Annotated in this window: 18 protein-coding genes; 14 read left to right on the plus strand and 4 right to left on the minus strand. The window is 38.6% G+C overall.

The window, feature by feature from the left end; translation table 11 throughout:
- The first annotated feature begins 77 nt into the window (after nt 1-77).
- The 3 genes from AW165_RS17485 to AW165_RS17495 all read left to right on the plus strand — a co-directional run bounded on the left by AW165_RS17485 (nt 78) and on the right by AW165_RS17495 (nt 3,732).
- Nucleotides 78-1,469, plus strand: coding sequence for a 3-oxoacyl-ACP reductase (locus AW165_RS17485; RefSeq protein ID WP_060466581.1), 1,392 nt, complete (start codon nt 78-80; stop codon nt 1,467-1,469).
- Between the two features lie 74 nt (nt 1,470-1,543).
- Nucleotides 1,544-2,398 (plus strand): MaoC family dehydratase, encoded by an 855-nt coding sequence (locus AW165_RS17490; protein WP_005306450.1) that lies wholly within the window; start codon nt 1,544-1,546, stop codon nt 2,396-2,398.
- 71 nt (nt 2,399-2,469) lie between these two features.
- A complete protein-coding gene (locus AW165_RS17495; protein ID WP_060466582.1) occupies nt 2,470-3,732 on the plus strand; it encodes a serine hydrolase domain-containing protein in 1,263 nt (420 codons plus the stop codon).
- 47 nt (nt 3,733-3,779) lie between these two features.
- Here the strand turns inward: AW165_RS17495 and AW165_RS17500 are convergent, their stop codons facing one another.
- Nucleotides 3,780-4,358: a TetR family transcriptional regulator gene (locus AW165_RS17500; protein WP_060466583.1), complete on the minus strand. Its 579-nt coding sequence runs from the start codon at nt 4,356-4,358 to the stop codon at nt 3,780-3,782.
- Nucleotides 4,359-4,483: 125 nt separating this feature from the next.
- On the opposite strand from AW165_RS17500, the gene amvA reads away from it, so the two are divergent.
- From amvA to AW165_RS17530, 6 genes are all read left to right on the plus strand, one after another.
- Nucleotides 4,484-5,962 (plus strand): multidrug efflux MFS transporter AmvA, encoded by a 1,479-nt coding sequence (gene amvA / locus AW165_RS17505; RefSeq protein WP_060466584.1) that lies wholly within the window; start codon nt 4,484-4,486, stop codon nt 5,960-5,962.
- 258 nt (nt 5,963-6,220) lie between these two features.
- Nucleotides 6,221-7,999: a metalloendopeptidase CpaA gene (cpaA, locus tag AW165_RS17510; protein WP_060466585.1), complete on the plus strand. Its 1,779-nt coding sequence runs from the start codon at nt 6,221-6,223 to the stop codon at nt 7,997-7,999.
- 22 nt (nt 8,000-8,021) lie between these two features.
- Nucleotides 8,022-8,654, plus strand: a complete 633-nt coding sequence (gene cpaB, locus AW165_RS17515; protein WP_060466586.1) for a metalloprotease secretion chaperone CpaB — start codon at nt 8,022-8,024, stop codon at nt 8,652-8,654.
- 123 nt (nt 8,655-8,777) lie between these two features.
- Nucleotides 8,778-11,513, plus strand: coding sequence for a DNA polymerase III subunit gamma/tau (dnaX, locus tag AW165_RS20195; RefSeq protein ID WP_171254259.1), 2,736 nt, complete (start codon nt 8,778-8,780; stop codon nt 11,511-11,513).
- 145 nt (nt 11,514-11,658) lie between these two features.
- Nucleotides 11,659-11,811 (plus strand): hypothetical protein, encoded by a 153-nt coding sequence (locus AW165_RS19685; RefSeq protein ID WP_155393323.1) that lies wholly within the window; start codon nt 11,659-11,661, stop codon nt 11,809-11,811.
- 26 nt (nt 11,812-11,837) lie between these two features.
- On the plus strand, nt 11,838-14,066 hold the full coding sequence (locus AW165_RS17530; protein ID WP_060466587.1) for a phosphocholine-specific phospholipase C: 2,229 nt from the start codon (nt 11,838-11,840) through the stop codon (nt 14,064-14,066).
- Nucleotides 14,067-14,115: 49 nt separating this feature from the next.
- Here AW165_RS17530 and AW165_RS17535 read toward each other — a convergent pair whose 3' ends face one another.
- A complete protein-coding gene (locus AW165_RS17535; protein WP_060466588.1) occupies nt 14,116-14,550 on the minus strand; it encodes an acyl-CoA thioesterase in 435 nt (144 codons plus the stop codon).
- Nucleotides 14,550-15,707, minus strand: coding sequence for an iron-containing alcohol dehydrogenase (locus tag AW165_RS17540; protein WP_060466589.1), 1,158 nt, complete (start codon nt 15,705-15,707; stop codon nt 14,550-14,552). Before AW165_RS17540 ends, AW165_RS17535 begins: the two co-directional genes overlap by 1 nt.
- Before the next feature lie 341 nt (nt 15,708-16,048).
- On the opposite strand from AW165_RS17540, the gene AW165_RS17545 reads away from it, so the two are divergent.
- Nucleotides 16,049-16,378 (plus strand): YcgJ family protein, encoded by a 330-nt coding sequence (locus tag AW165_RS17545; RefSeq protein WP_199985366.1) that lies wholly within the window; start codon nt 16,049-16,051, stop codon nt 16,376-16,378.
- Nucleotides 16,379-16,666: 288 nt separating this feature from the next.
- Entirely contained in the window at nt 16,667-16,897 is a 231-nt protein-coding gene (locus tag AW165_RS19980) for a hypothetical protein (RefSeq protein ID WP_005068773.1), read from the plus strand.
- 181 nt (nt 16,898-17,078) lie between these two features.
- Here the strand turns inward: AW165_RS19980 and AW165_RS17555 are convergent, their stop codons facing one another.
- On the minus strand, nt 17,079-17,546 hold the full coding sequence (locus AW165_RS17555; protein ID WP_057062189.1) for a winged helix-turn-helix transcriptional regulator: 468 nt from the start codon (nt 17,544-17,546) through the stop codon (nt 17,079-17,081).
- Between the two features lie 62 nt (nt 17,547-17,608).
- On the opposite strand from AW165_RS17555, the gene AW165_RS17560 reads away from it, so the two are divergent.
- From AW165_RS17560 to murB, 3 genes are all read left to right on the plus strand, one after another.
- On the plus strand, nt 17,609-17,836 hold the full coding sequence (locus AW165_RS17560) for a tautomerase family protein (RefSeq protein WP_060466590.1): 228 nt from the start codon (nt 17,609-17,611) through the stop codon (nt 17,834-17,836).
- A 257-nt stretch (nt 17,837-18,093) separates the two neighbouring features.
- The gene (locus tag AW165_RS17565; protein WP_060466591.1) at nt 18,094-18,597 is read left to right on the plus strand and encodes a low molecular weight protein-tyrosine-phosphatase; all 504 of its coding nucleotides are present in this window, start codon (nt 18,094-18,096) and stop codon (nt 18,595-18,597) included.
- Nucleotides 18,598-18,616: 19 nt separating this feature from the next.
- On the plus strand, nt 18,617-19,651 hold the full coding sequence (gene murB, locus AW165_RS17570) for a UDP-N-acetylmuramate dehydrogenase (RefSeq protein WP_060466592.1): 1,035 nt from the start codon (nt 18,617-18,619) through the stop codon (nt 19,649-19,651).
- Nucleotides 19,652-19,653: the final 2 nt, after the last annotated feature.

Raw genomic sequence — 19,653 nt, forward strand, 5'->3', positions numbered from 1 at the left:
TTTCATATTGTTGCTATTCATCTCATAACATAATGAAGCCTGTCGTAGAAAATTCATTTCTTTGAGAGATAATAATCATGACTGATCAATACCAAGCATTTACACAATCTCCTATTGGTAAATTTGTTGTTAAAAATCTGGGTTTACCATCGCCAGTTGCATTAGAGCGTTTTGAAAGTGCTCAGCCAGTAGTGAATGGTGCAGTATTGGTTGGCGCAGCGCCGTCAAGTGTATTGTCTGGTGCGATTGCACAAGTACTTAGCAATATTCATGCTGACAGCTATGTAGGCAATAATGTTGCATTACAACAAGAAGCTGCAAAAGTTGGTTTAAATTTACGACCATTTAATGCAGGCGACAAAGAATCAAAATTCAAAGCAGTTGTATTTGATGCTTCTGGTATTCAAAACTCAGAACAGTTAAACGAACTTTATAAATTTTTTAACCCGATTGCACGTCAAGTTGCGACTTCTGGTCGAGTGATTGTGATTGGTACAACTCCTGAAACTGCAAAAACTGTAAAACAAGCGATTGCTCAGCGTGCACTTGAAGGCTTTATCAAATCTGTAGGTAAAGAATTTAAAAAGGGTATTACTGCTCAAGTTGTCTATGTTGATGAAGGTGCTGCTGCAAACCTTGAATCAACTTTACGTTTCTTGCTTTCTCCACGTTCAGCTTATGTGTCTGGTCAAGTTGTTCGTGTGTCTAAAGCAGATGTGGTTGATGTTGATTGGGCAAAACCGCTTGCTGGTAAAACTGCATTAGTCACTGGTGCGAGCCGTGGTATTGGTGAGGCAATTGCACATGTGCTTGCACGTGATGGCGCTCATGTTATTTGTTTAGATGTACCACAACAACAAGCTGACCTTGACCGTGTAGCTGCTGACATTGGTGGTTCTACATTGGCAATTGATATTACGGCTGCTGATGCGGGCGAAAAAATTAAAACTGCTGCGGCAAAACAAGGCGGTTTAGATATTATCGTTCATAACGCAGGTATTACTCGTGACAAAACTTTGGCAAACATGAAGCCTGAGCTTTGGGACTTGGTAATTAACATTAACTTGTCTGCTGCTGAACGTGTGAATGACTACTTGTTAGAAAACGATGGTCTAAATGCAAATGGCCGTATTGTTTGTGTATCATCAATTAGTGGTATTGCTGGTAACCTTGGTCAAACAAACTATGCTGCATCTAAAGCAGGTGTGATTGGTCTAGTGAAATTTACTGCACCTATCTTAAAAAATGGTATTACCATTAACGCAGTAGCACCTGGCTTTATCGAAACTCAAATGACTGCTGCGATTCCATTTGCAATTCGTGAAGCTGGTCGCCGTATGAACTCAATGCAACAAGGCGGTTTACCTGTTGATGTAGCAGAAACAATTGCATGGTTTGCATCAACTGCTTCTACAGGTGTAAACGGCAACGTTGTACGTGTATGTGGTCAAAGCTTGTTGGGCGCTTAAGCACTTTTAGCTAAAAAGGGGTGCTTGTGCATCCCTTTTTTATTCAAGAATCTATAAATTATAAAAGGTTAGGTATGAATACTCGTCATTTTAGCCAGCTACCAAAAGCGGCATTGGCTTACCCAAAAGTGGTACAAGGTTTAATTTTTAAAAAGCCGAAAGGTCCAAAAATCTTACCGCAAGTTGAATATGTAGTAGATACTCTAGAGATTGATCAGAGTCATCTTAAAGCTTATAACGAAGTATGTGGCTTTCAAAATAATGGCTTTGTACCCGCAATTTATTTGGCTGTGCTTTCTCAAAGTTTGCAAATGCACATGATGACAGCAGAAGCCTTTCCATTTCCAATTTTAGGTTTAGTTCATATCCGTAACCAGATTAAACAAACCAGACCAATTGGTGTAACTGAAAAACTAACCTTGTCATGCAAATTTGGGGAACTAAAACCGCATGATAAAGGTGTTCAGTTTGACTTTATTACCACGGCAAAAGTTGGCAATGAAGTGGTGATGGAAGGCTTAACGACTTATTTATCTCGTCAAAAAGTCGAAAAAAGAGTGGGTGAGAAAGCCAAAGAAGAACAAGCGCCAGCTTATGTTCCAAAGGCAGAGTGGGATATTTTAGAAAACACAGGTCGCCGTTATGCGAAAGTGTCTGGAGATTTTAACTTAATTCATATTCATGCTATTACAGCAAAAGCATTTGGCTTTAAGCAAGCCATTGCACATGGTATGTGGAGCAAGGCTAAAGCACTAGCAAACCTCGAATTACCAAATGCTTATGAAGCAGATGTGTGGTTTAAGCTACCAATGTTCTTACCGTCAAAAGTTGAGTTTTTAACTGCCAATGCAGATAAAAAGACTGATTTCTTGATTCGTAATGCGAAATCACAAAAACCGCATGTTGCAGGAACTGTAAAAGCATTATAAAAATATCAGCAGCCTGAACAGAGGTTTGGGCTGCTTTTGAGCAAAATAACAAAAAATGCAAGGAACTTCATGTGATTAAAGAAATTTTACTGGCCGATACCCATAACTATCACGGTATTTTAGATGAACGTTTTATTGATTTAGCCCACCAATTTAGCCGTCTTCAAGATGCTAGAACAGGACAAGGTGGAGCTGCATTAGCGGTTTATTTTAGAGGCCAGAAAGTTGTAGATATTTACACCGGTCTAAAGTCACAAAGTGAAGCTTGGCAACCCGATACTTTGGCAGTTTGCTACTCTACAGGTAAAGGTGTACTTGCAACCTTGGCGCATATTTTAGTCAGTGAAGGTTTTTTAGAATACGATAAACCGATTGCGACCTATTGGCCTGAGTTTGCTCAAAATGGTAAAGAGCAAATGACTTTACGCCATGTGCTGAGCCATCAAAGTGGTATGTTTGATATTCGAAATATCATCGAAAGTGCGAGGGAAATGCTCGACTGGTCACATATGTTAGATGTGATGGCAGCCACCAAGCCAAGATTTCTTGCAGGACAGGGTAATGCTTATCAAGCCTTAACATTTGGTTGGCTTGTCGGTGGCGTGCTTGAAAAAGCAACTGGTCAATCTTTAGATCAACTCATGCAAAAATATCTTGTTGAACCTTTGCAGTTAGACGGTGCTTATTTTGGTACGCCTGCAAGTGAGCTGGAACGTGTAGCACGTTTAATTATTCAACCAAAACCAGAAAAACCAGCATCTACTACTCAGGCTGAAAAACCTAAAAAGCCTCAAGTACGCAAGAGTTCACTTTCTGAAAAAATGATTACGTGGACTGGACAAGACCCTCAAGACTTTCAAGATGCCATGATTCCAAAAGGAATGAAGCATTTTAGTTTCTTTAGTGATGAAGGATTGCAAGCAGTCATTCCGGCGGCGAACGGCACATTTACTGCAAATAGTCTTGCTAAAATTTATGCGATGCTGGCAAAGCAGGGTGAATGGGATGGACAGCAACTTATTCGCCCAGAAGTATTTAAAGAGCTCAGTACCATTCAAAGTTATGCACGTGATCGTGTCATGCCAATTCCGATGAATTGGCGTTTAGGCTATCACCGCATTATTACCATGGGTAAACGCGCTAAAAATGGCTTTGGACATATTGGTTACAATGGTTCAGGGGCGTGGTGCGATCCTGAGCGCGACCTGAGTTTTGCCTATACTCATAACTTTCAAATTGGTTCGATCACGGGTGATTACCGTTTGTGGGGGCTGACTCAAGAAGCCTTACGTTGCACTGACCAAATTTTAAAAGGCCGTAAAGGCTGGTTCTAATTTTAGTGTTTTAAAGCTGGTATTCTAATTAATGCCAGCTTCTATATTTATAATAATTCTAGGCGAATAATTGCTTCGGTATGGCGCTTGAAGTCTTCTTCAACTAAACCGTGTAAACCAAGTTGATAAATCCCTTCTAATCCGCACACAAAAGCAATGAGTCGCCAAGCTATGTCTGTTGAATTAGATATATTTTTAAATTCACCTTCTTTTTTACCAGATTCAATGGCCTGCACAATTGTTTGATGCCAATTCTGCATAGCAAGGTTATAAGCCTTTCGTATTTCAACATCTTGTTCAATTAAGAGTTCTGCTTCATTCCATAATCGTAAGTAGGGCTGAAGTTTATCTATGTTTTCTGCGCCTAATAAGATGAATAGTCTTTGAAATTGGCTAGTGGTTTTTAGGGTTTGTTCAATTTCATCAAGTTGTTCCATAAGCTTTAAAAAAGCTTCAGCTTTTAAATGAGATGCCGAAGAAAAGTGGTGGTGAACTTGTCCGGTTGATGTTTGTGCTTCTGTTGCGATTCGGCGTACCGTCATGGCTGTAAAACCTTCAGCCAAAGCAACTTGCATGGCTGCTTGCAGAATCATTTCTCTGCGTTGATCGCGATTAAGATAGGCCATGTTTCTTTCACCTGACTGAATTCGACACAAATTACATTAAAACTAAAAGTTGGACAAGTGTCCAATTGTGTATATAATAACCATGATTTGAACACATGTCCAAGTTTTGGATATTGAAGAGCGTTATGCAAAAAAAATGGTTAATCCTGACAATTATCGTCCTTATATATTTACCAGTTACGATTGATGCAACGGTGATGCATGTTGCTACACCATCTTTAAGTGCAGCATTGAATTTAACTGCCAATCAGCTTTTATGGGTCATTGATATTTATTCACTGATTATGGCAGGTTTGATTTTGCCGATGGGTGCACTGGGTGATCGTATTGGCTTTAAAAAATTATTATTTATTGGAACTGCAATTTTTGGAGTCGGTTCCTTAGCTGCGGCTTTTTCTCCAACAGCTTACGCGTTAATTGCTTCCCGTGCTGTTTTAGGTCTAGGGGCAGCGATGCTTATTCCTGCCACTTTATCAGGCATTCGTAATGCTTTTACCGAAGAAAAGCAGAGAAATTTTGCACTTGGTCTTTGGTCTACAGTGGGTGGTGGTGGAGCAGCTTTTGGTCCATTAGTCGGTGGTTTTGTACTAGAACATTTCCATTGGGGAGCAGTATTCCTTATCAATATCCCGATTATTTTAGTGGTTCTGGTCATGATTGTGATGATTATCCCTAAACAACAAGAGAAGACTGATCAGCCAATTAATTTAGGGCAAGCTTTAATTTTGGTCGTAGCCATTTTAAGCCTGATCTATTCAATCAAATCGGCGATGTACAACTTCTCGATGCTTACAATCGTGATGTTTGTAATTGGTATAAGTACTTTAATTCACTTCATCCGAAGCCAAAAAAGAGCTACGACGCCAATGATTGATCTGGAGTTATTTAAACATCCAGTGATTTCTACCAGCATTGTTATGGCAGTTGTTTCTATGATTGCTTTGGTTGGTTTTGAATTACTCTTGTCTCAAGAGTTGCAGTTTGTACATGGTTTTTCTCCATTACAGGCAGCCATGTTTATTATTCCATTTATGATTGCGATTAGTTTAGGTGGTCCATTAGCTGGAATTTGCTTGAATAAGTGGGGACTTAGACTTGTATCTACTGTTGGTATTTTAATAAGTGGATTTAGTCTATGGGGACTTGCCCAGCTTAACTTTTCAACCGACCACTTTTTAGCATGGACGTGTATGGTCTTTTTAGGCTTTAGCATTGAGATTGCCTTACTAGCTTCAACTGCTGCGATTATGTCATCTGTACCTCCGCAAAAGGCGAGTGCAGCAGGCGCCATTGAAGGGATGGCTTACGAGCTTGGGGCTGGTTTGGGCGTTGCTATATTTGGGTTAATGTTATCTTGGTTTTATAGTCGTTCAATTATTTTGCCAGAACAGCTCCCAACGGACTTAATTGAAAAAGCGAGTATCTCGATTGGAGAAACCATGCAATTAGCGTCTAACCTTGAAAATCCTTTGGGAGGACAATTAATTGCAGTTGCGCAGCAAGCTTTTAGCTATGCCCATAGTTGGGTGCTTACCATTTCAGCTATTTGTTTCTTCCTTTTAACTGTATTTGTTTGGCTGAGCTTTCCAAAGAAAGTAAATTAAAACTAAAGGATAAAAAGAGAGACTACCTTTCTTTTTATCCTTAAATATCTTTTTAATATTTTCTACATATTAAAAATTGGTTATTTAATTCTCATAAATAAACTATTGTTTAAAAAGGTTCATATTTTTATTTCAAAATGATTCAGTGTTCATGTAATTGAAATTTAATGAAAAATTAATTGTTGTGAAATTGACTGCGTAAAAATGGTTTGCTAACCTGCTATTCGAAAAATCTAAAAACAAATAAAAGAGGCTGCTGTGAATTTTAAATTAAAAACATCACTCATTATTGGAGCAATTGTTGCGTCTTCACTTGTATATGCTGCAACAGTACTTTCACCAAATCAGAATAATAATAGTGGGTCAATTCCATCCGGTTATTCAGATTTAGAATTTAATCTAGCAAATGGGAATTGGGTCAAAAACCTCACTTTACCCACAAGCGCTAATAATTTGGACAAAATTACAATTCGTTCTAGTGCTGCCTATAGTAGTTATTTAGATACTTCTAATACCAATATTCCGTTAGAGGTTTTAAAGATAAATAGTGGTGATGTTTACCAATTCATCTTTAATAGTAGTCAAAATAAATGGATTGCTCAGTTAGCGACAGTGAGTCCTACCAATGGCGCGACCTATGAAGTCGTTCCATTAACAACTGCATCTATGCAAAAAGTACTTATTCAAAATGAAAAATGGGCACAAACCGTTGCATTACCGAGTGATGTACGTGATGGAACAACCGTACAAGTTGTTTCTACAGCAAGTGCAAGTTCGGACATTGATAAAACAAATTTACTATTCCCGAGCAGTTTTACATTAAAAAATGGCTCTGAATATTGGTTCAAATATTATTCTGCTTTAGGAAAATGGGTTCCAGAGTATATAAAACCTCAGAAGTTAAATGTTCAGCAAATTGGAACGTCATTAGCGACAGTTAATAGTCCACTTACCGAAGTTTCATTTGGAGATGGAAACTGGGTTTCCAATTTCACTTTGCCTACCACTGCAAGTGATCGAGATAAAATTATTATCAAGTCTACTGCAACTTGGTCTGCAAAAATTAATAATACCAATATTAATAGCCAAGCGACTTTAACGCTTAAAACAGGCGATCAATATGAGTTTATGTATGTAAGCGACAAAGGATATTGGCAGTTGATCTCTTCACCTACAAAGGTAATTGATTCAATAACAATCCCTGCAACTTTACCGAATATGACTCAGCCCACTTTAAAGGTGAAACTGTCTACATCAAATTGGCAGCCAACCTTGCAACTACCTGCTAAAGCTCAAGTCGGGGATAAGGTGGTTATTGTGTCAAATGCATCGGCAGACACCTATATTAATGCTGCTAATGGCTTGTCTACCGCAATTAAAAATGGTGAAAATCGCCGTTTTATATACACCGCTCAAGGCTGGACAGTAGATAGTTATACAATTGATATGTTGTTAGTTTCTAGCCCAGAGGTAAACTCAATTTTAGGAGAGAGCGCTGCAAAACTTAGAATGATTGAAGGTGTGAACTTAACGAATTTAACTGCTGACAATTCGAATGCACGTTTTTACTTAAGAGATGTAGGTTATCTAACTTATAAAATCCCTGCTACCACTTTAAAAGAAGCAATCTCGACTGGACGAGATGACACCACGGTACAAAATGAGCGTAAACGTGTATTGGCAGACGGAGTTTATTATCAAGGTAATGAACCTGGTGACGGTGGTTGTGGTTGGGCTTGGATTAATGCTTCTGCATATAACATGATTGGCGCAAATGATATTGCAGGTTGTTCTTTCGCTGCTATGCGTCATGAAGTTGGGCATAATCTTGGTCTTTACCATAATGGTTCAACCAATATTGGTTCAGGCTTTGCTCATCCTTTAGGAAGTACAGCAATGGGTGGTAATAATATTAATTTTTATTCGAGTCCCTATCTATATAACCCTAAATATGGTGTACGTTTAGGTGTAGAAGGAAAAATTGATGCGGTTAGTGTCATTAACCTGAACGCACAAAAAATTTCTCTATATAACTAATCTCTATTTTTAGCCGTAAATAATGAAGAAAAATAAATTATTAATAGGAACTGCTATCGCTTGTGTGGCGTTAGCAGTTTTAATCTGGTTTGCCTTTTCACAGCAAAGCTCTTCTGCTTTAACGTCGTCTTCAGAAAATGGGCAAGGGGCTGGGCAAAAAATGGCAGAGAATCAGAATGAATTTGCTCGTCAAAATATGCTGAATTTAAGTCCGTCTGAAAAAGAAAGATTGTCTCAGCAACAGATTGTTTTTAATGAAATAGAAAAGGATCAACTGCCTTCTAATGTTAATTTTCCACTAATTAAAAATGCAGAAGGTATGGTCATTAAATATGATCCAAATGTGATTGAACTTAAAAAAGTGGGTGACACTGTTAAGTTTCAAATGTTGGAATATGGCATTAATCGCACTGGCAAAATTGTAGAGATCGAACCTGTTGACCAAGATATTGTTCGATGGACCGGTAAATTTGATCAGGGCGATCCAAATCAGAATTTCTTTACTATTACTCAAAGTCAAAAAGACCATTATACAATCATGCAGATTTTTACCGAGAAGGGAAATTATTCGGCTGAAATTAAGGATGGTCTGGGGCTCGTGCAAACGATGGATGAGGGGGTTACAGATCAGGAGTTACACCATGATCATCCATAGACAAATAAACGGTTCTGGTAGAGAAAAGAAGCCAGTTCGCAGTTTATCTGTACGGATATGAGCTTTATGCGTTCACACTCTTTTAAAAACAAAGTATGCTTATGCCTGTAACAAGGAGCATACATGTATCAAGTACTTGCTAGAAAATACCGTCCACGTAATTTCAATGAGTTAGTGGGGCAAAACCACGTTTCTCGTGCATTAAGCAGTGCATTGGAACGCGGTCGTCTACACCATGCTTATTTATTTACAGGAACGCGTGGTGTAGGTAAAACTACAATTGCACGTATTTTAGCCAAGTGTTTGAACTGTGAAACGGGTGTGACTTCTACGCCATGTGAAGTCTGCGCAACGTGTAAAGCGGTAAACGAAGGCCGTTTTATTGACCTGATCGAAATCGATGCTGCTTCAAGAACAAAAGTAGAAGATACGCGTGAACTTTTAGACAACGTTCCGTATGCGCCAACGCAAGGTCGTTTTAAAGTTTACCTGATTGACGAAGTACATATGCTATCGACGCATTCTTTTAATGCGTTATTAAAAACACTAGAAGAACCACCTGAACACGTTAAATTTCTGTTTGCAACGACTGATCCACAAAAGCTACCGATTACAGTCATTTCACGTTGTTTGCAATTTACTCTACGACCTTTAGCTGTCGATGAAATTACCAAGCACCTTGGCGCTATTCTTGAAAAAGAACAGATTACTGCTGATCAAGATGCAATTTGGCAAATTGCTGAATCTGCTCAAGGTTCACTGCGTGATGCATTATCTTTAACTGACCAAGCCATTGCTTATGGTCAAGGTTCAGTACATCACCAAGATGTTAAGGAAATGCTTGGTCTAATTGACCGTACGATCATTTATGATTTGATTTTAGCGATTCATCAAAACCAACGTGAAAAAGTTAGTCAGCTTTTATTGCAATTTAGACATCAAGCGTTAGATGTTTCACTGGTGCTTGATCAGTTGATTTCGACATTGCATGAATTGGCAATTTTGCAATATTTGCCTGATTTGAGTTTGAAATATAGCGATGAAATCAATCGCAAAATCATGCAATTGTCTAAGCTGATTTCTGCTCAAGATTTGCAGCTTTATTACCAAATCGCATGTAAAGGTCGTTCAGACTTGCAGCTTGCTGTAACGCAAGAGCAAGGTTTTGAAATGTGTGTTTTACGCTTATTGGCATTCCGTCCTTTAGCACCAAATGAAATTGTGGTGTCAGAGCCTGTTCAACAAAATGGACAAGCAGAAGTAGGTCTAAATTCACAAGCTCAGCCAACAGTCCAAGAGATTACTCCGGTAAATACGGTTCAACCTGTTGAAGTTATTAACCAGCCCGCTATGGTTGAACCTGAACCTGAACCTGAACCTGAACCTGAACCTGAACCTGAACCTGAACCTGAACCTGAACCTGAACCTGAACCTGAACCTGAACCTGAACCTGAACCTGAACCTGAACCTGAACCTGAACCTGAACCTGAACCTGAACCTGAACCTGAACCTGAACCTGAACCTGAACCTGAACCTGAACCTGAACCTGAACCTGAACCTGAACCTGAACCTGAACCTGAACCTGAACCTGAACCTGAACCTGAACCTGAACCTGAACCTGAACCTGAACCTGAACCTGAACCTGAACCTGAACCTGAACCTGAACCTGAACCTGAACCTGAACCTGAACCTGAACCTGAACCTGAACCTGAACCTGAACCTGAACCTGAACCTGAACCTGAACCTGAACCTGAACCTGAACCTGAACCTGAACCTGAACCTGAACCTGAACCTGAACCTGAACCTGAACCTGAACCTGAACCTGAACCTGAACCTGAACCTGAACCTGAACCTGAACCTGAACCTGAACCTGAACCTGAACCTGAACCTGAACCTGAACCTGAACCTGAACCTGAACCTGAACCTGAACCTGAACCTGAACCTGAACCTGAACCTGAACCTGAACCTGAACCTGAACCTGAACCTGAACCTGAACCTGAACCTGAACCTGAACCTGAACCTGAACCTGAACCTGAACCTGAACCTGAACCTGAACCTGAACCTGAACCTGAACCTGAACCTCAGTCTAATCAGGATTTAATGGTATTTGACCCAAATCATCATGAGTTGATTGGGCTTGATTCAGCAGTTGTTCAAGAGACTGTTAGTGTTCTAGAGGAAGATTTCATTCCTGTACCAGAACAAAAGTTAGTACAAGTGCAAGCAGAAACACAAACTAAAAATATTGAACCTGAACCAGCTTTCACTGCTGAACCTATGGGTTTATTTGAAACGCCTAGCGCTGAATTTTCGCTGGCCCAAGATACGCCTGATCTTGCCTCTGAACCTGTTATTGAGCAGCAATCATTGGTGCAGGCTGAAGTTGTTGAAACAGTTGCCGTTGTAGAAGAGCCTAGTGCAACTGATAACGGTCAATTGATGCCTCAAGATATCTTGAAGATTTCTCCTCAAGTTTTAGAAGGTGAATGGACACTCGAAAAGTGGGAATATTGGTTTAGAAATAGTCAGCTTTCTCCAGCTGTTCAAGAACTTGCTCAACATGGTGTGATGACTGGCGAAATTGGTGGCAATACTATTTTCCATATTCCTCAAGAATATGAAAATATGCTGACCCAATTACAACAAGGCCTTATTGATGCATTAAATGAGCAATGGCCGAATACTCAATTTACAGTTGAATATGGTGCTTTGAATACATCTACCCCTTATACCATTCAAAGTGCACGTAAAGAAAAAGCCTTTCACCGAGCAGCTGAGCTATTACAGCAACAGCCAGTGATTAAGAGTCTCATAGAAACTTTTGATGGCGAACTACAAAATATTCAATTAAAGCCTTAAATTCATCTGATTTTTGATCTGGTGCAGAATATGAAAATAATAGACTTTTCATATTTTTCACTGGATTGAAATATTTGGGTCATGTCACTGTCATTGTACTTTTCTATGTTAGCCATTTTAGATTTTAAATGGACTATATATCGTCATGAAAAGGCAATGCACTGGAATAAATTGTTTTAAATATTCATATTTTTTATTAATCGGCGCGATTTTGCTGAGTGGTTGTAACGACTCGGCAAATGATAATTCAAATACACCAGATACGGGTAAAAAGCCTGTAATGCGCTGTGCTCCATAAACTTAAATAATAAAAAGAACCTGATCATGATTACACGTCGTAAATTTTTAAATTACTCTTTAAATATGGGTTTTGGTGCTGCGGCATTGGCAACTTTCCCATCTAGTATTCAAAAAGCTTTAGCAATTCCTGCAAATAATAAAACTGGAACCATTCAGGATGTCGAGCACGTTATTATTTTAATGCAGGAAAACCGATCTTTTGACCATTACTTCGGAACATTAAAAGGCGTCCGAGGGTTTGCTGATCGTTTTACGATTCCTTTGCCAAGTGGCCGCCGTGTTTGGGAGCAGCTTAGAAGTAATGGGCAAGTTTTAACGCCTTTTCACTTAGATGGTACAGCCAATAATGCACAGCGTGCAGATGGTACGCCCCATACTTGGAACGACAGTCAGCTGGCTTGGGACAATGGGCGCATGGCGAACTGGCCAGCCCATAAAACTGATATATCCATGGGTTATTTTAAAGAAAAAGAAATTCCATATCAGTTTGCGCTTGCGAATGCTTTTACGATTTGTGATGCCTACCATTGCTCTATGCACACTGGAACAGATGCAAACCGTTCTTATCATTTAACGGGTACAAATGGTGCAACACCGACCAAGCGTTCATTTGTAAACAATGAGTGGGACTGGATTGATGGTAACCCAGCGACGGCAGACCGTGGTTATACATGGAAGACTTACGCTGAGCGTTTGGAAGAAGCAGGGGTAAGTTGGATTTGTTATCAAAATATGCCAGATGAATGGGGCGATAATATGTTGGGTGCATTTCGTTCGTTTAGAAAGGCCAACATTGCATCTGGCTATCCTGTTTCAAGTGGCGGCGAACCGAATAAACCGTATGCGGATACGGGTCAAAAACTACCTTATAAAGCCTATGATGCGGCTACTGATAATGCTAAAAATCCACTTTATAAGGGCATTGCAAATACATTGCCGGGCAATAAACCAGAAGAATATCTTGATGCTTTTAAACGCGACATTCGTGAGGGTAAATTACCTCAAGTGTCTTGGATTAACGCACCATCGATTTACTGCGAACATCCAGACCCTTCAAGTCCAGTTCAAGGGGCATGGTTTATTCAAGAAATTATTGATGCTTTAACTGCCGTGCCAGAGGTTTGGAGTAAAACAGCACTCATTATCAATTTCGATGAAAATGATGGTTACTTTGACCATATGCCATCGCCATCAGCGCCATCTCGACTTAAAAATGGTCAGTATGCTGGCAAATCGACATTAAGTAGTGCCGATATGCAGGATGAATATTTTGACCACGCTGCGCCTGAAGGAAGCCATTCACAGCCTACACCTGATGGACGCGTTTATGGTCCAGGTCCTCGTGTTCCTTTATATGTGATTTCTCCATGGAGTCGTGGTGGTTGGGTGAACTCACAAGTGTTTGACCATACTTCCGTGCTTATGTTTTTAGAAAAACGTTTCGGTGTGAAAGAGCCGAATATTAGTCCATATCGCCGTGCAGTGTGTGGTGATTTAACTAGTGCATTTAACTTTAAAACACCAAATGCAGATATTTTACCGCAGCTGAATGGTAAACAAACACGTGTGCAAGCAGATGAGTTAAGAGAAAATCAAGAAGCTTTACCGGCTGTGCCTGTACCCACGGATACAAAGTTACCGATTCAGCAAAGTGGTATACGTCTTTCACGTGCGTTACCTTACGAGCTACACACCAGCGCACGCTGTAATACTGATGGCAAAGTGCAATTGATTTTCTCTAATACAGGTACGCAAGCTGCGGTTTTTCATGTTTATGACAAGCTCAACTTAGACCGAATTCCTAAGCGTTATATTGTCGAGCCGAATAAGACTCTAGATGATGTATGGGACGCTTTAAAAGATAATTTAGGTCGTTATGACCTATGGGTACTTGGTCCAAATGGTTACCATCGTCACTTCAAAGGCGATACTCAACGTATTGTTGATAGTGGCGTTAAACCTGAAATTCGAGTGTGCTATGACATTGCCAATGGTGATGTATACGTAGAACTCATGAATGAAGGTACCAAGGATACAATATTGACAGTAAAACCTTGTGCATATCGACAAGATGCGCCTTTACAACTTACCGTAAAAGCGGGACAGGTTATTAAGCAACATTGGGCTTTGGCCGATGTTGGGCATTGGTATGATTTTGAAATCACCAGTCAGAGTGATCCATATTATTACCGACGTTTTGCTGGCCGAGTCGAAACGGGTGAAGACTCTTTTAGTGATCCTGCAATGATGTAAGTCAAGACGAGGCAAAAAGAGCTGCTTATTTTCTTTTTGCCTCATTTTTTTATAATAAATAAGTTTTTAAAGCTTCACGAACTGACTCAGAAATGGGTACAGTCTTACGCGTTTCACGATCTACAAACACATGCACAAAATGTCCTTGAGCTGAAGCTTGATCTTGACCTTGTTTAAAGATCGCCAATTCATAGCGTAAAGATGTCGTGCCGATTTTACCAATCGCAACACCCACCTGAATAATTTCTGGAAATGATAACTCTTGTAAAAAGCTACAAGCTGAATCGACGACTAACCCGATTGATTTTGCTTCATGAATATCAAAACCTGTTTTTTGAATGAGTAAAGCATTGGCTGCTGTATCAAAATAGCTATAGTAAGTCACATTATTCACATGACCGTAAATATCGTTATCTGCCCAACGCGTTTGAATGTCTAAAAAGAACTTAAATTGATCACGGGTTTTTAAAACTGGTTTAGTCATTAATGTATTGCCTGATAAATTGCCAAAGCAGCGGCTTCTGTCATGTCACGTGGGTTATTTTGCAATAAGCGAGTTTGCAACATGGCATCTTGTGCAAGCCGAGGTAAGCTGGACTCATCAATATCCAAATCTCTAAGTTTTAAGGTCAGGCCACTACGGTCTAAGTGGTTCTGCATATGGTCAATAAACAGATCACACAAGCCATCAGTGCTGCCATTACTATATGGATCAAGCCATTGCATAAGCTCTGCATAATATTTTTTTGCATTTGGTGCATTAAACTTTAATACTTCAACCAACACTAAGGCATTGGTATGCCCATGCGACAAATGAAAATGTCCACCTAGTGGATAAGCTAAAGCATGCACAGCGGCAACAGGCGAGTTTGCAAAGGCTTGACCCGCGAGCATTGAACCGAACAGCATGTTTTGACGTGCTTCTAAATCATTACCATCTTTAAGAACTTTTGATAAGTTATGATTTAACAACTTCAAAGCATGCTTGGCTAAAATATCCGTATAAATATTTTTTTTATGTTTAGAGGTATATGCCTCAATAGCATGTACCATCGCATCAATACCTGTTGCAGCGGTAATATGTGCTGGAAGGTTTTGAGTAAAAGTAGCATCAAGAATCGCAGTGTCGGCGTAGAGTACTGGAGAGACAATCCCCATCTTTGTCGTCTCACCTGTAGTGACAATTGAGATTGGCGTTACTTCTGAGCCTGTACCGGCTGTAGTAGGAATTAAAATAAGGGGTAGGCGAGTTGTGGTGACTTGGTTTACGCCGTACATCTCTTGCAAACTTTGAGTCTGGTTAGGGTGGGCGAGTAAAGCAATAACTTTTGCAACATCTAGAGAACTACCACCACCAAAACCAATAATGACATCAACATTTTGCTGTTTAGCGTAATTGGCTGCATCTAGTACTACTTGTTCAGGTGGATCAGCTTGCACATCAGCATAGATGACATATTCAATGTTGAGGTTATCTAAAATTTGCAGGATGGGACGGTGTAATTGATTTTTAACCATGCCTGCATCGGTGACTAGCAATAACTTACGGTAAGCATTTGACGACAAAACATTCTGTAATTCTTGTATAGAGCCTAAGCCAGAGATGATATTTGGAACAGTTTGAAATTGAAAATGGCTCATATACATTATTTCCTTATTTTTGAACATTATTGTTGAATGGTTCTATAAGATTCTATCTCCGAATAAGTTAGCATAAGAAACTTTAAAATAAAGTAGTTCTGAAGTGACTATGCTTTTCTTAAGCCTTGTGCCAACCATAGATAAATACTTTTTTGCAATGTTGGGTCCGACATGTAAGTGAGGATTACCAAGATATTTAAAGGCTCGTCGAAAAGTGGGCTTTTTGCTATTTATAGGGTTCTGTAGATTTTCTGGCAAGCTTCTAATTTATATAATGCCTTAACAATTTATAATTTTATCGGTTCTAAAAAGTGAAAATTTCTAAAACTTTTCTTAGTATTATGGGATGCACGTGTTTGATGCTTAGCTCGGCAGTAATCGCGAAAACCAGCTCTAGTGTATATTCGCCTACAAAAGGTGTAATTTGTGACAAATATATTTGTGCTGACAAAAAAGGTGTTTCTAAAAAGCTTACAGCTAAATACTTAGGCACTTATAAAGCGAATAAAGCCTTCTCTCAAGGTGATTTTGATACTTCAGCGTTTACGCTCTCAAACGGTGTGTTCTGTGATACTAAAACAAAACTATGCCATGTTGATCGATACTTTGAGAATGGGCATCGCAGTAAAATTGATAGAACTATGACAGATAAGCTTTTCAAAAATAAATAATTTTTCTATTGCAGAAATGAAGTAAATATCCCTGATAGATGAGTTTATAAAAGTAAAATTAAATCGCAAAAGACCCCGCTAACTATCGACTAATGGCGGGGTTTTTTATTATTAAGTATTTCTGTAATATCAATTTAATAGTATAGGGTGAAAAATACTAAATGATCAGGGGTAATAATTAATAAGGGAGGGTTTAGTTTTCGGTAGGATCTTTTCTGATTGGGAAGGGAAAAAGGATCTTTTTATTATTAAGAAAAAACATAATTTTTAGGTGGAATTTAAATAGTGATGTACACAATTAGATATGTTCATCGGAACAACACTTACTATATTGCTTCGAACAATGAAGGAAATTTTATTATTCTTGAGTCACTTGATTCAGAGTTTCGTATGGGCCATCAAATTTCATATGATGGTGAAAAAGTATTTAACCTGACACTAAATGATGAAACAGATGCAGTCATTAAACTGGAGAGTAACGAAAAAGGAGCCTATGAGTACTTACATTCAGTTAAGTAAATAAGCTTTTTTATTCTTAAGTATTTCTGTAAGATCCTTCCGTTGCTTTAAACAACAATAAACCTGAATGATCAGCGCAAAAGTCATAAGGGGAAAGCCTACTTGAAAGAGTAGGCTTTTTTTATTTCTTTATAAAAGCATACTGAGGACTTTATGATCAGAGTAGCTAATTTATAAAAATTTATTTTTTGCAATGAATGAGCTTAAGTTCCAAGTTCTTAAAATCTATAACTTGATTAGAAGGATCAACAAGTTTTAATTTAAGTTCATCATCAGTACTCTTATTAAAAACTTTCACCACATCTTTACCAGATTCAATGAAATTACCGCCAGATTCAAGCATGGCCAGTAAAACAATATTTAGACTTTTGCCTTTTTTAGTAAGTAAGTATTCTTTACGTTCTCGCTCATTAACTTCTTTATAAATTGACAGTTCAAATATTTCTAATTGGATGAGATGCTTTAGACGATTAGATAAAATTTGCTTTGATATGCCTGTATTTGCTAAAAAATCATTAAATTTTGTTACCCCATAGAAGGCTTCTCTTAACAAGAGAATCGTCCATCTGTCATTCAATATTTCTGTAATTTTGAAGATCCCACATACATCTACTGGAAATTTATGATCTGGAATAATTTGATTTGACATCAGTGGGAGCTCCAATTAGTATGAGTCTATAATTTAGACCTAGCCTTGATTCAGGTAGCATTATGCCATTTATAAATATACAAACTATAGAAGGTTTACTAGATAAAGATAGTAAGGCTGAGCTTTTCAAGCGAATAACAGATTTATTTGTGGAAATAGAAGGAAAGGGAAATCCTGCTTTTCGAGAACATGTCTGGATCAGAATTGATGAACATCCTCCTGAGCATTGGCAATTAGGCAGCTTCAGGCCTACGAAGGAAATGATTGAATTAATCACTTTATCCAAGTGATATTTGTAAAGCCCTATAAATTAGGGCTTTATTTTTATTTAATTACTACAAAAAATACAAAATTAGCTAATTTATCGCCTGATTTATCAACTTTTAATCTATTGATAAACATTATTTTCCTTTTCAACCCATGTGAGTTTTGACAAAATGCAACAAGTCACAATGGTCAATTCGGTTCTCACAAACTTATAGTCTGTTAAGATTGTGCATGACCCTGTTTATTTTTATGTAATTCAAATGTTTGGAAGTCATTTCTAATGGAAACACAATATAAGGTGTTATGTGTCTGTTTAGGAAATATTTGCCGTTCTCCCACGGCTGAGGTGGTTTTCAGACATTATTGTGACGAGCATCAACTCAATGTAGTTGTCGATTCAGCTGGAACGAGTAATTATCATCCAAATAAATCGCCTGATCAGCGTAGTCAGTTGCATGCCAAGAAAAGAGGCTATGACTTATCATCTTTACGTGCAAGACAACTTTCAACCCAAGACTTTTTAGAGTTTGATTTGATTTTGGCAATGGATCATCAAAATTTTGAAGATATTCATGACGTGTTGCAAAGAGCCGTTTCCCAATTTGGCGCACATCAAATTCGTGCAAAAGTAGCTTTAATGAGTGAGCATGATCCTGAATACCCACAACAAGCGTTGCCTGATCCTTATTATGGCGGTGCTGATGGTTTTGAACGTGTACTCAATCAATGTGAGTCCAGTAGTTTGGCGTGGGTTAATATTTTAAAAAAACAATTGAATGTTTAAGAATAGGTTTTTCAACACAATGCAAATTCAGAATCAAGTACAGCTTAAGCCATTCAATACTCTAAGTTTAGATGCAACTGTTTCTCACTATACTAAAGTTGGCAGTATTCAAGATATTGAATCAGCTTTAGAGTTTGCTGAGCAGCATCAGTTAAATGTACTTGTATTATCGGGCGGTAGTAATATGTTATTACCGCAGCAGATCAATGCTTTAGTGATTCATCTTGATATCCAGGGAATTGAAGTTTTATCAAACGATCATGATTTTGTGCGGGTTAAAGTTGGCGCAGGCCAAGTCTGGCATGATTTTGTTTTATACAGCACTGAACAGAACTGGTTTGGTTTGCAAAATTTAGCCCTTATTCCAGGTTTAGTTGGTGCTTCACCCGTACAAAACATTGGGGCGTATGGGGTAGAGGTAGGCGAGTTTATTGAGTCAGTACAAGTGTATGACCGTAAATTGAAGCAAACTCAGACAATTTTAGCGGCTGACTGCCATTTTGCTTACCGCCATAGTATTTTTAAAGATGATCCGAATCGTTACATTATCACGCATGTTACTTTTAAATTGCTTAAACAGCCGCACTTAAAACTTAACTACGGCGACTTGAAACAAGCAGTTGGAGACAATCAGACTGCCGAAAATTTACAAAATCAGGTCATCCATATTCGACAAAGTAAACTTCCTGATCCAAAAGAGTATCCAAATGTCGGAAGTTTCTTTAAAAATCCGATTGTTAAACCTCAAGAGTTTGAACGCTTAGTCACACAATTCTCAACAATTCCACATTATCCTCAAGCTAACGGAAACGTTAAAATTGCAGCAGGATGGTTAATTGATCAGGCGGGTTGGAAAGGGAAGCAACTCGATATGGTAGGGATGTTCCATAAACAGGCATTAGTTCTGGTGAATTATGCCAATGCATCTCTAGCTGATGTAAGGAAAACTTATCAGGCTGTACAACATGATGTTGATCAGCTTTTCCATATTATGTTAGAACCAGAGCCTGTGCTTTATAACAGTTTAGGTTTAATTGAAAATCATACGGAATAGTT

The organism is Acinetobacter sp. LMB-5, from assembly GCF_001541635.1.
Taxonomy (GTDB): Bacteria; Pseudomonadota; Gammaproteobacteria; order Pseudomonadales; family Moraxellaceae; genus Acinetobacter; species Acinetobacter pittii.

Coding starts and splice junctions, on each gene's coding strand:
- AW165_RS17485 (WP_060466581.1), top strand. CDS start 78: ATGACTGATCAATACCAAGCATTTACACAATCTCCTATTGGTAAATTT.
- AW165_RS17490 (WP_005306450.1), top strand. CDS start 1,544: ATGAATACTCGTCATTTTAGCCAGCTACCAAAAGCGGCATTGGCTTAC.
- AW165_RS17500 (WP_060466583.1), bottom strand. CDS start 4,358: ATGGCCTATCTTAATCGCGATCAACGCAGAGAAATGATTCTGCAAGCA.
- amvA (WP_060466584.1), top strand. CDS start 4,484: ATGCAAAAAAAATGGTTAATCCTGACAATTATCGTCCTTATATATTTA.
- cpaB (WP_060466586.1), top strand. CDS start 8,022: ATGAAGAAAAATAAATTATTAATAGGAACTGCTATCGCTTGTGTGGCG.
- dnaX (WP_171254259.1), top strand. CDS start 8,778: ATGTATCAAGTACTTGCTAGAAAATACCGTCCACGTAATTTCAATGAG.
- AW165_RS19685 (WP_155393323.1), top strand. CDS start 11,659: ATGAAAAGGCAATGCACTGGAATAAATTGTTTTAAATATTCATATTTT.
- AW165_RS17530 (WP_060466587.1), top strand. CDS start 11,838: ATGATTACACGTCGTAAATTTTTAAATTACTCTTTAAATATGGGTTTT.
- AW165_RS17535 (WP_060466588.1), bottom strand. CDS start 14,550: ATGACTAAACCAGTTTTAAAAACCCGTGATCAATTTAAGTTCTTTTTA.
- AW165_RS17540 (WP_060466589.1), bottom strand. CDS start 15,707: ATGAGCCATTTTCAATTTCAAACTGTTCCAAATATCATCTCTGGCTTA.
- AW165_RS17545 (WP_199985366.1), top strand. CDS start 16,049: ATGGGATGCACGTGTTTGATGCTTAGCTCGGCAGTAATCGCGAAAACC.
- AW165_RS19980 (WP_005068773.1), top strand. CDS start 16,667: ATGTACACAATTAGATATGTTCATCGGAACAACACTTACTATATTGCT.
- AW165_RS17555 (WP_057062189.1), bottom strand. CDS start 17,546: ATGTCAAATCAAATTATTCCAGATCATAAATTTCCAGTAGATGTATGT.
- AW165_RS17560 (WP_060466590.1), top strand. CDS start 17,609: ATGCCATTTATAAATATACAAACTATAGAAGGTTTACTAGATAAAGAT.
- AW165_RS17565 (WP_060466591.1), top strand. CDS start 18,094: ATGGAAACACAATATAAGGTGTTATGTGTCTGTTTAGGAAATATTTGC.
- murB (WP_060466592.1), top strand. CDS start 18,617: ATGCAAATTCAGAATCAAGTACAGCTTAAGCCATTCAATACTCTAAGT.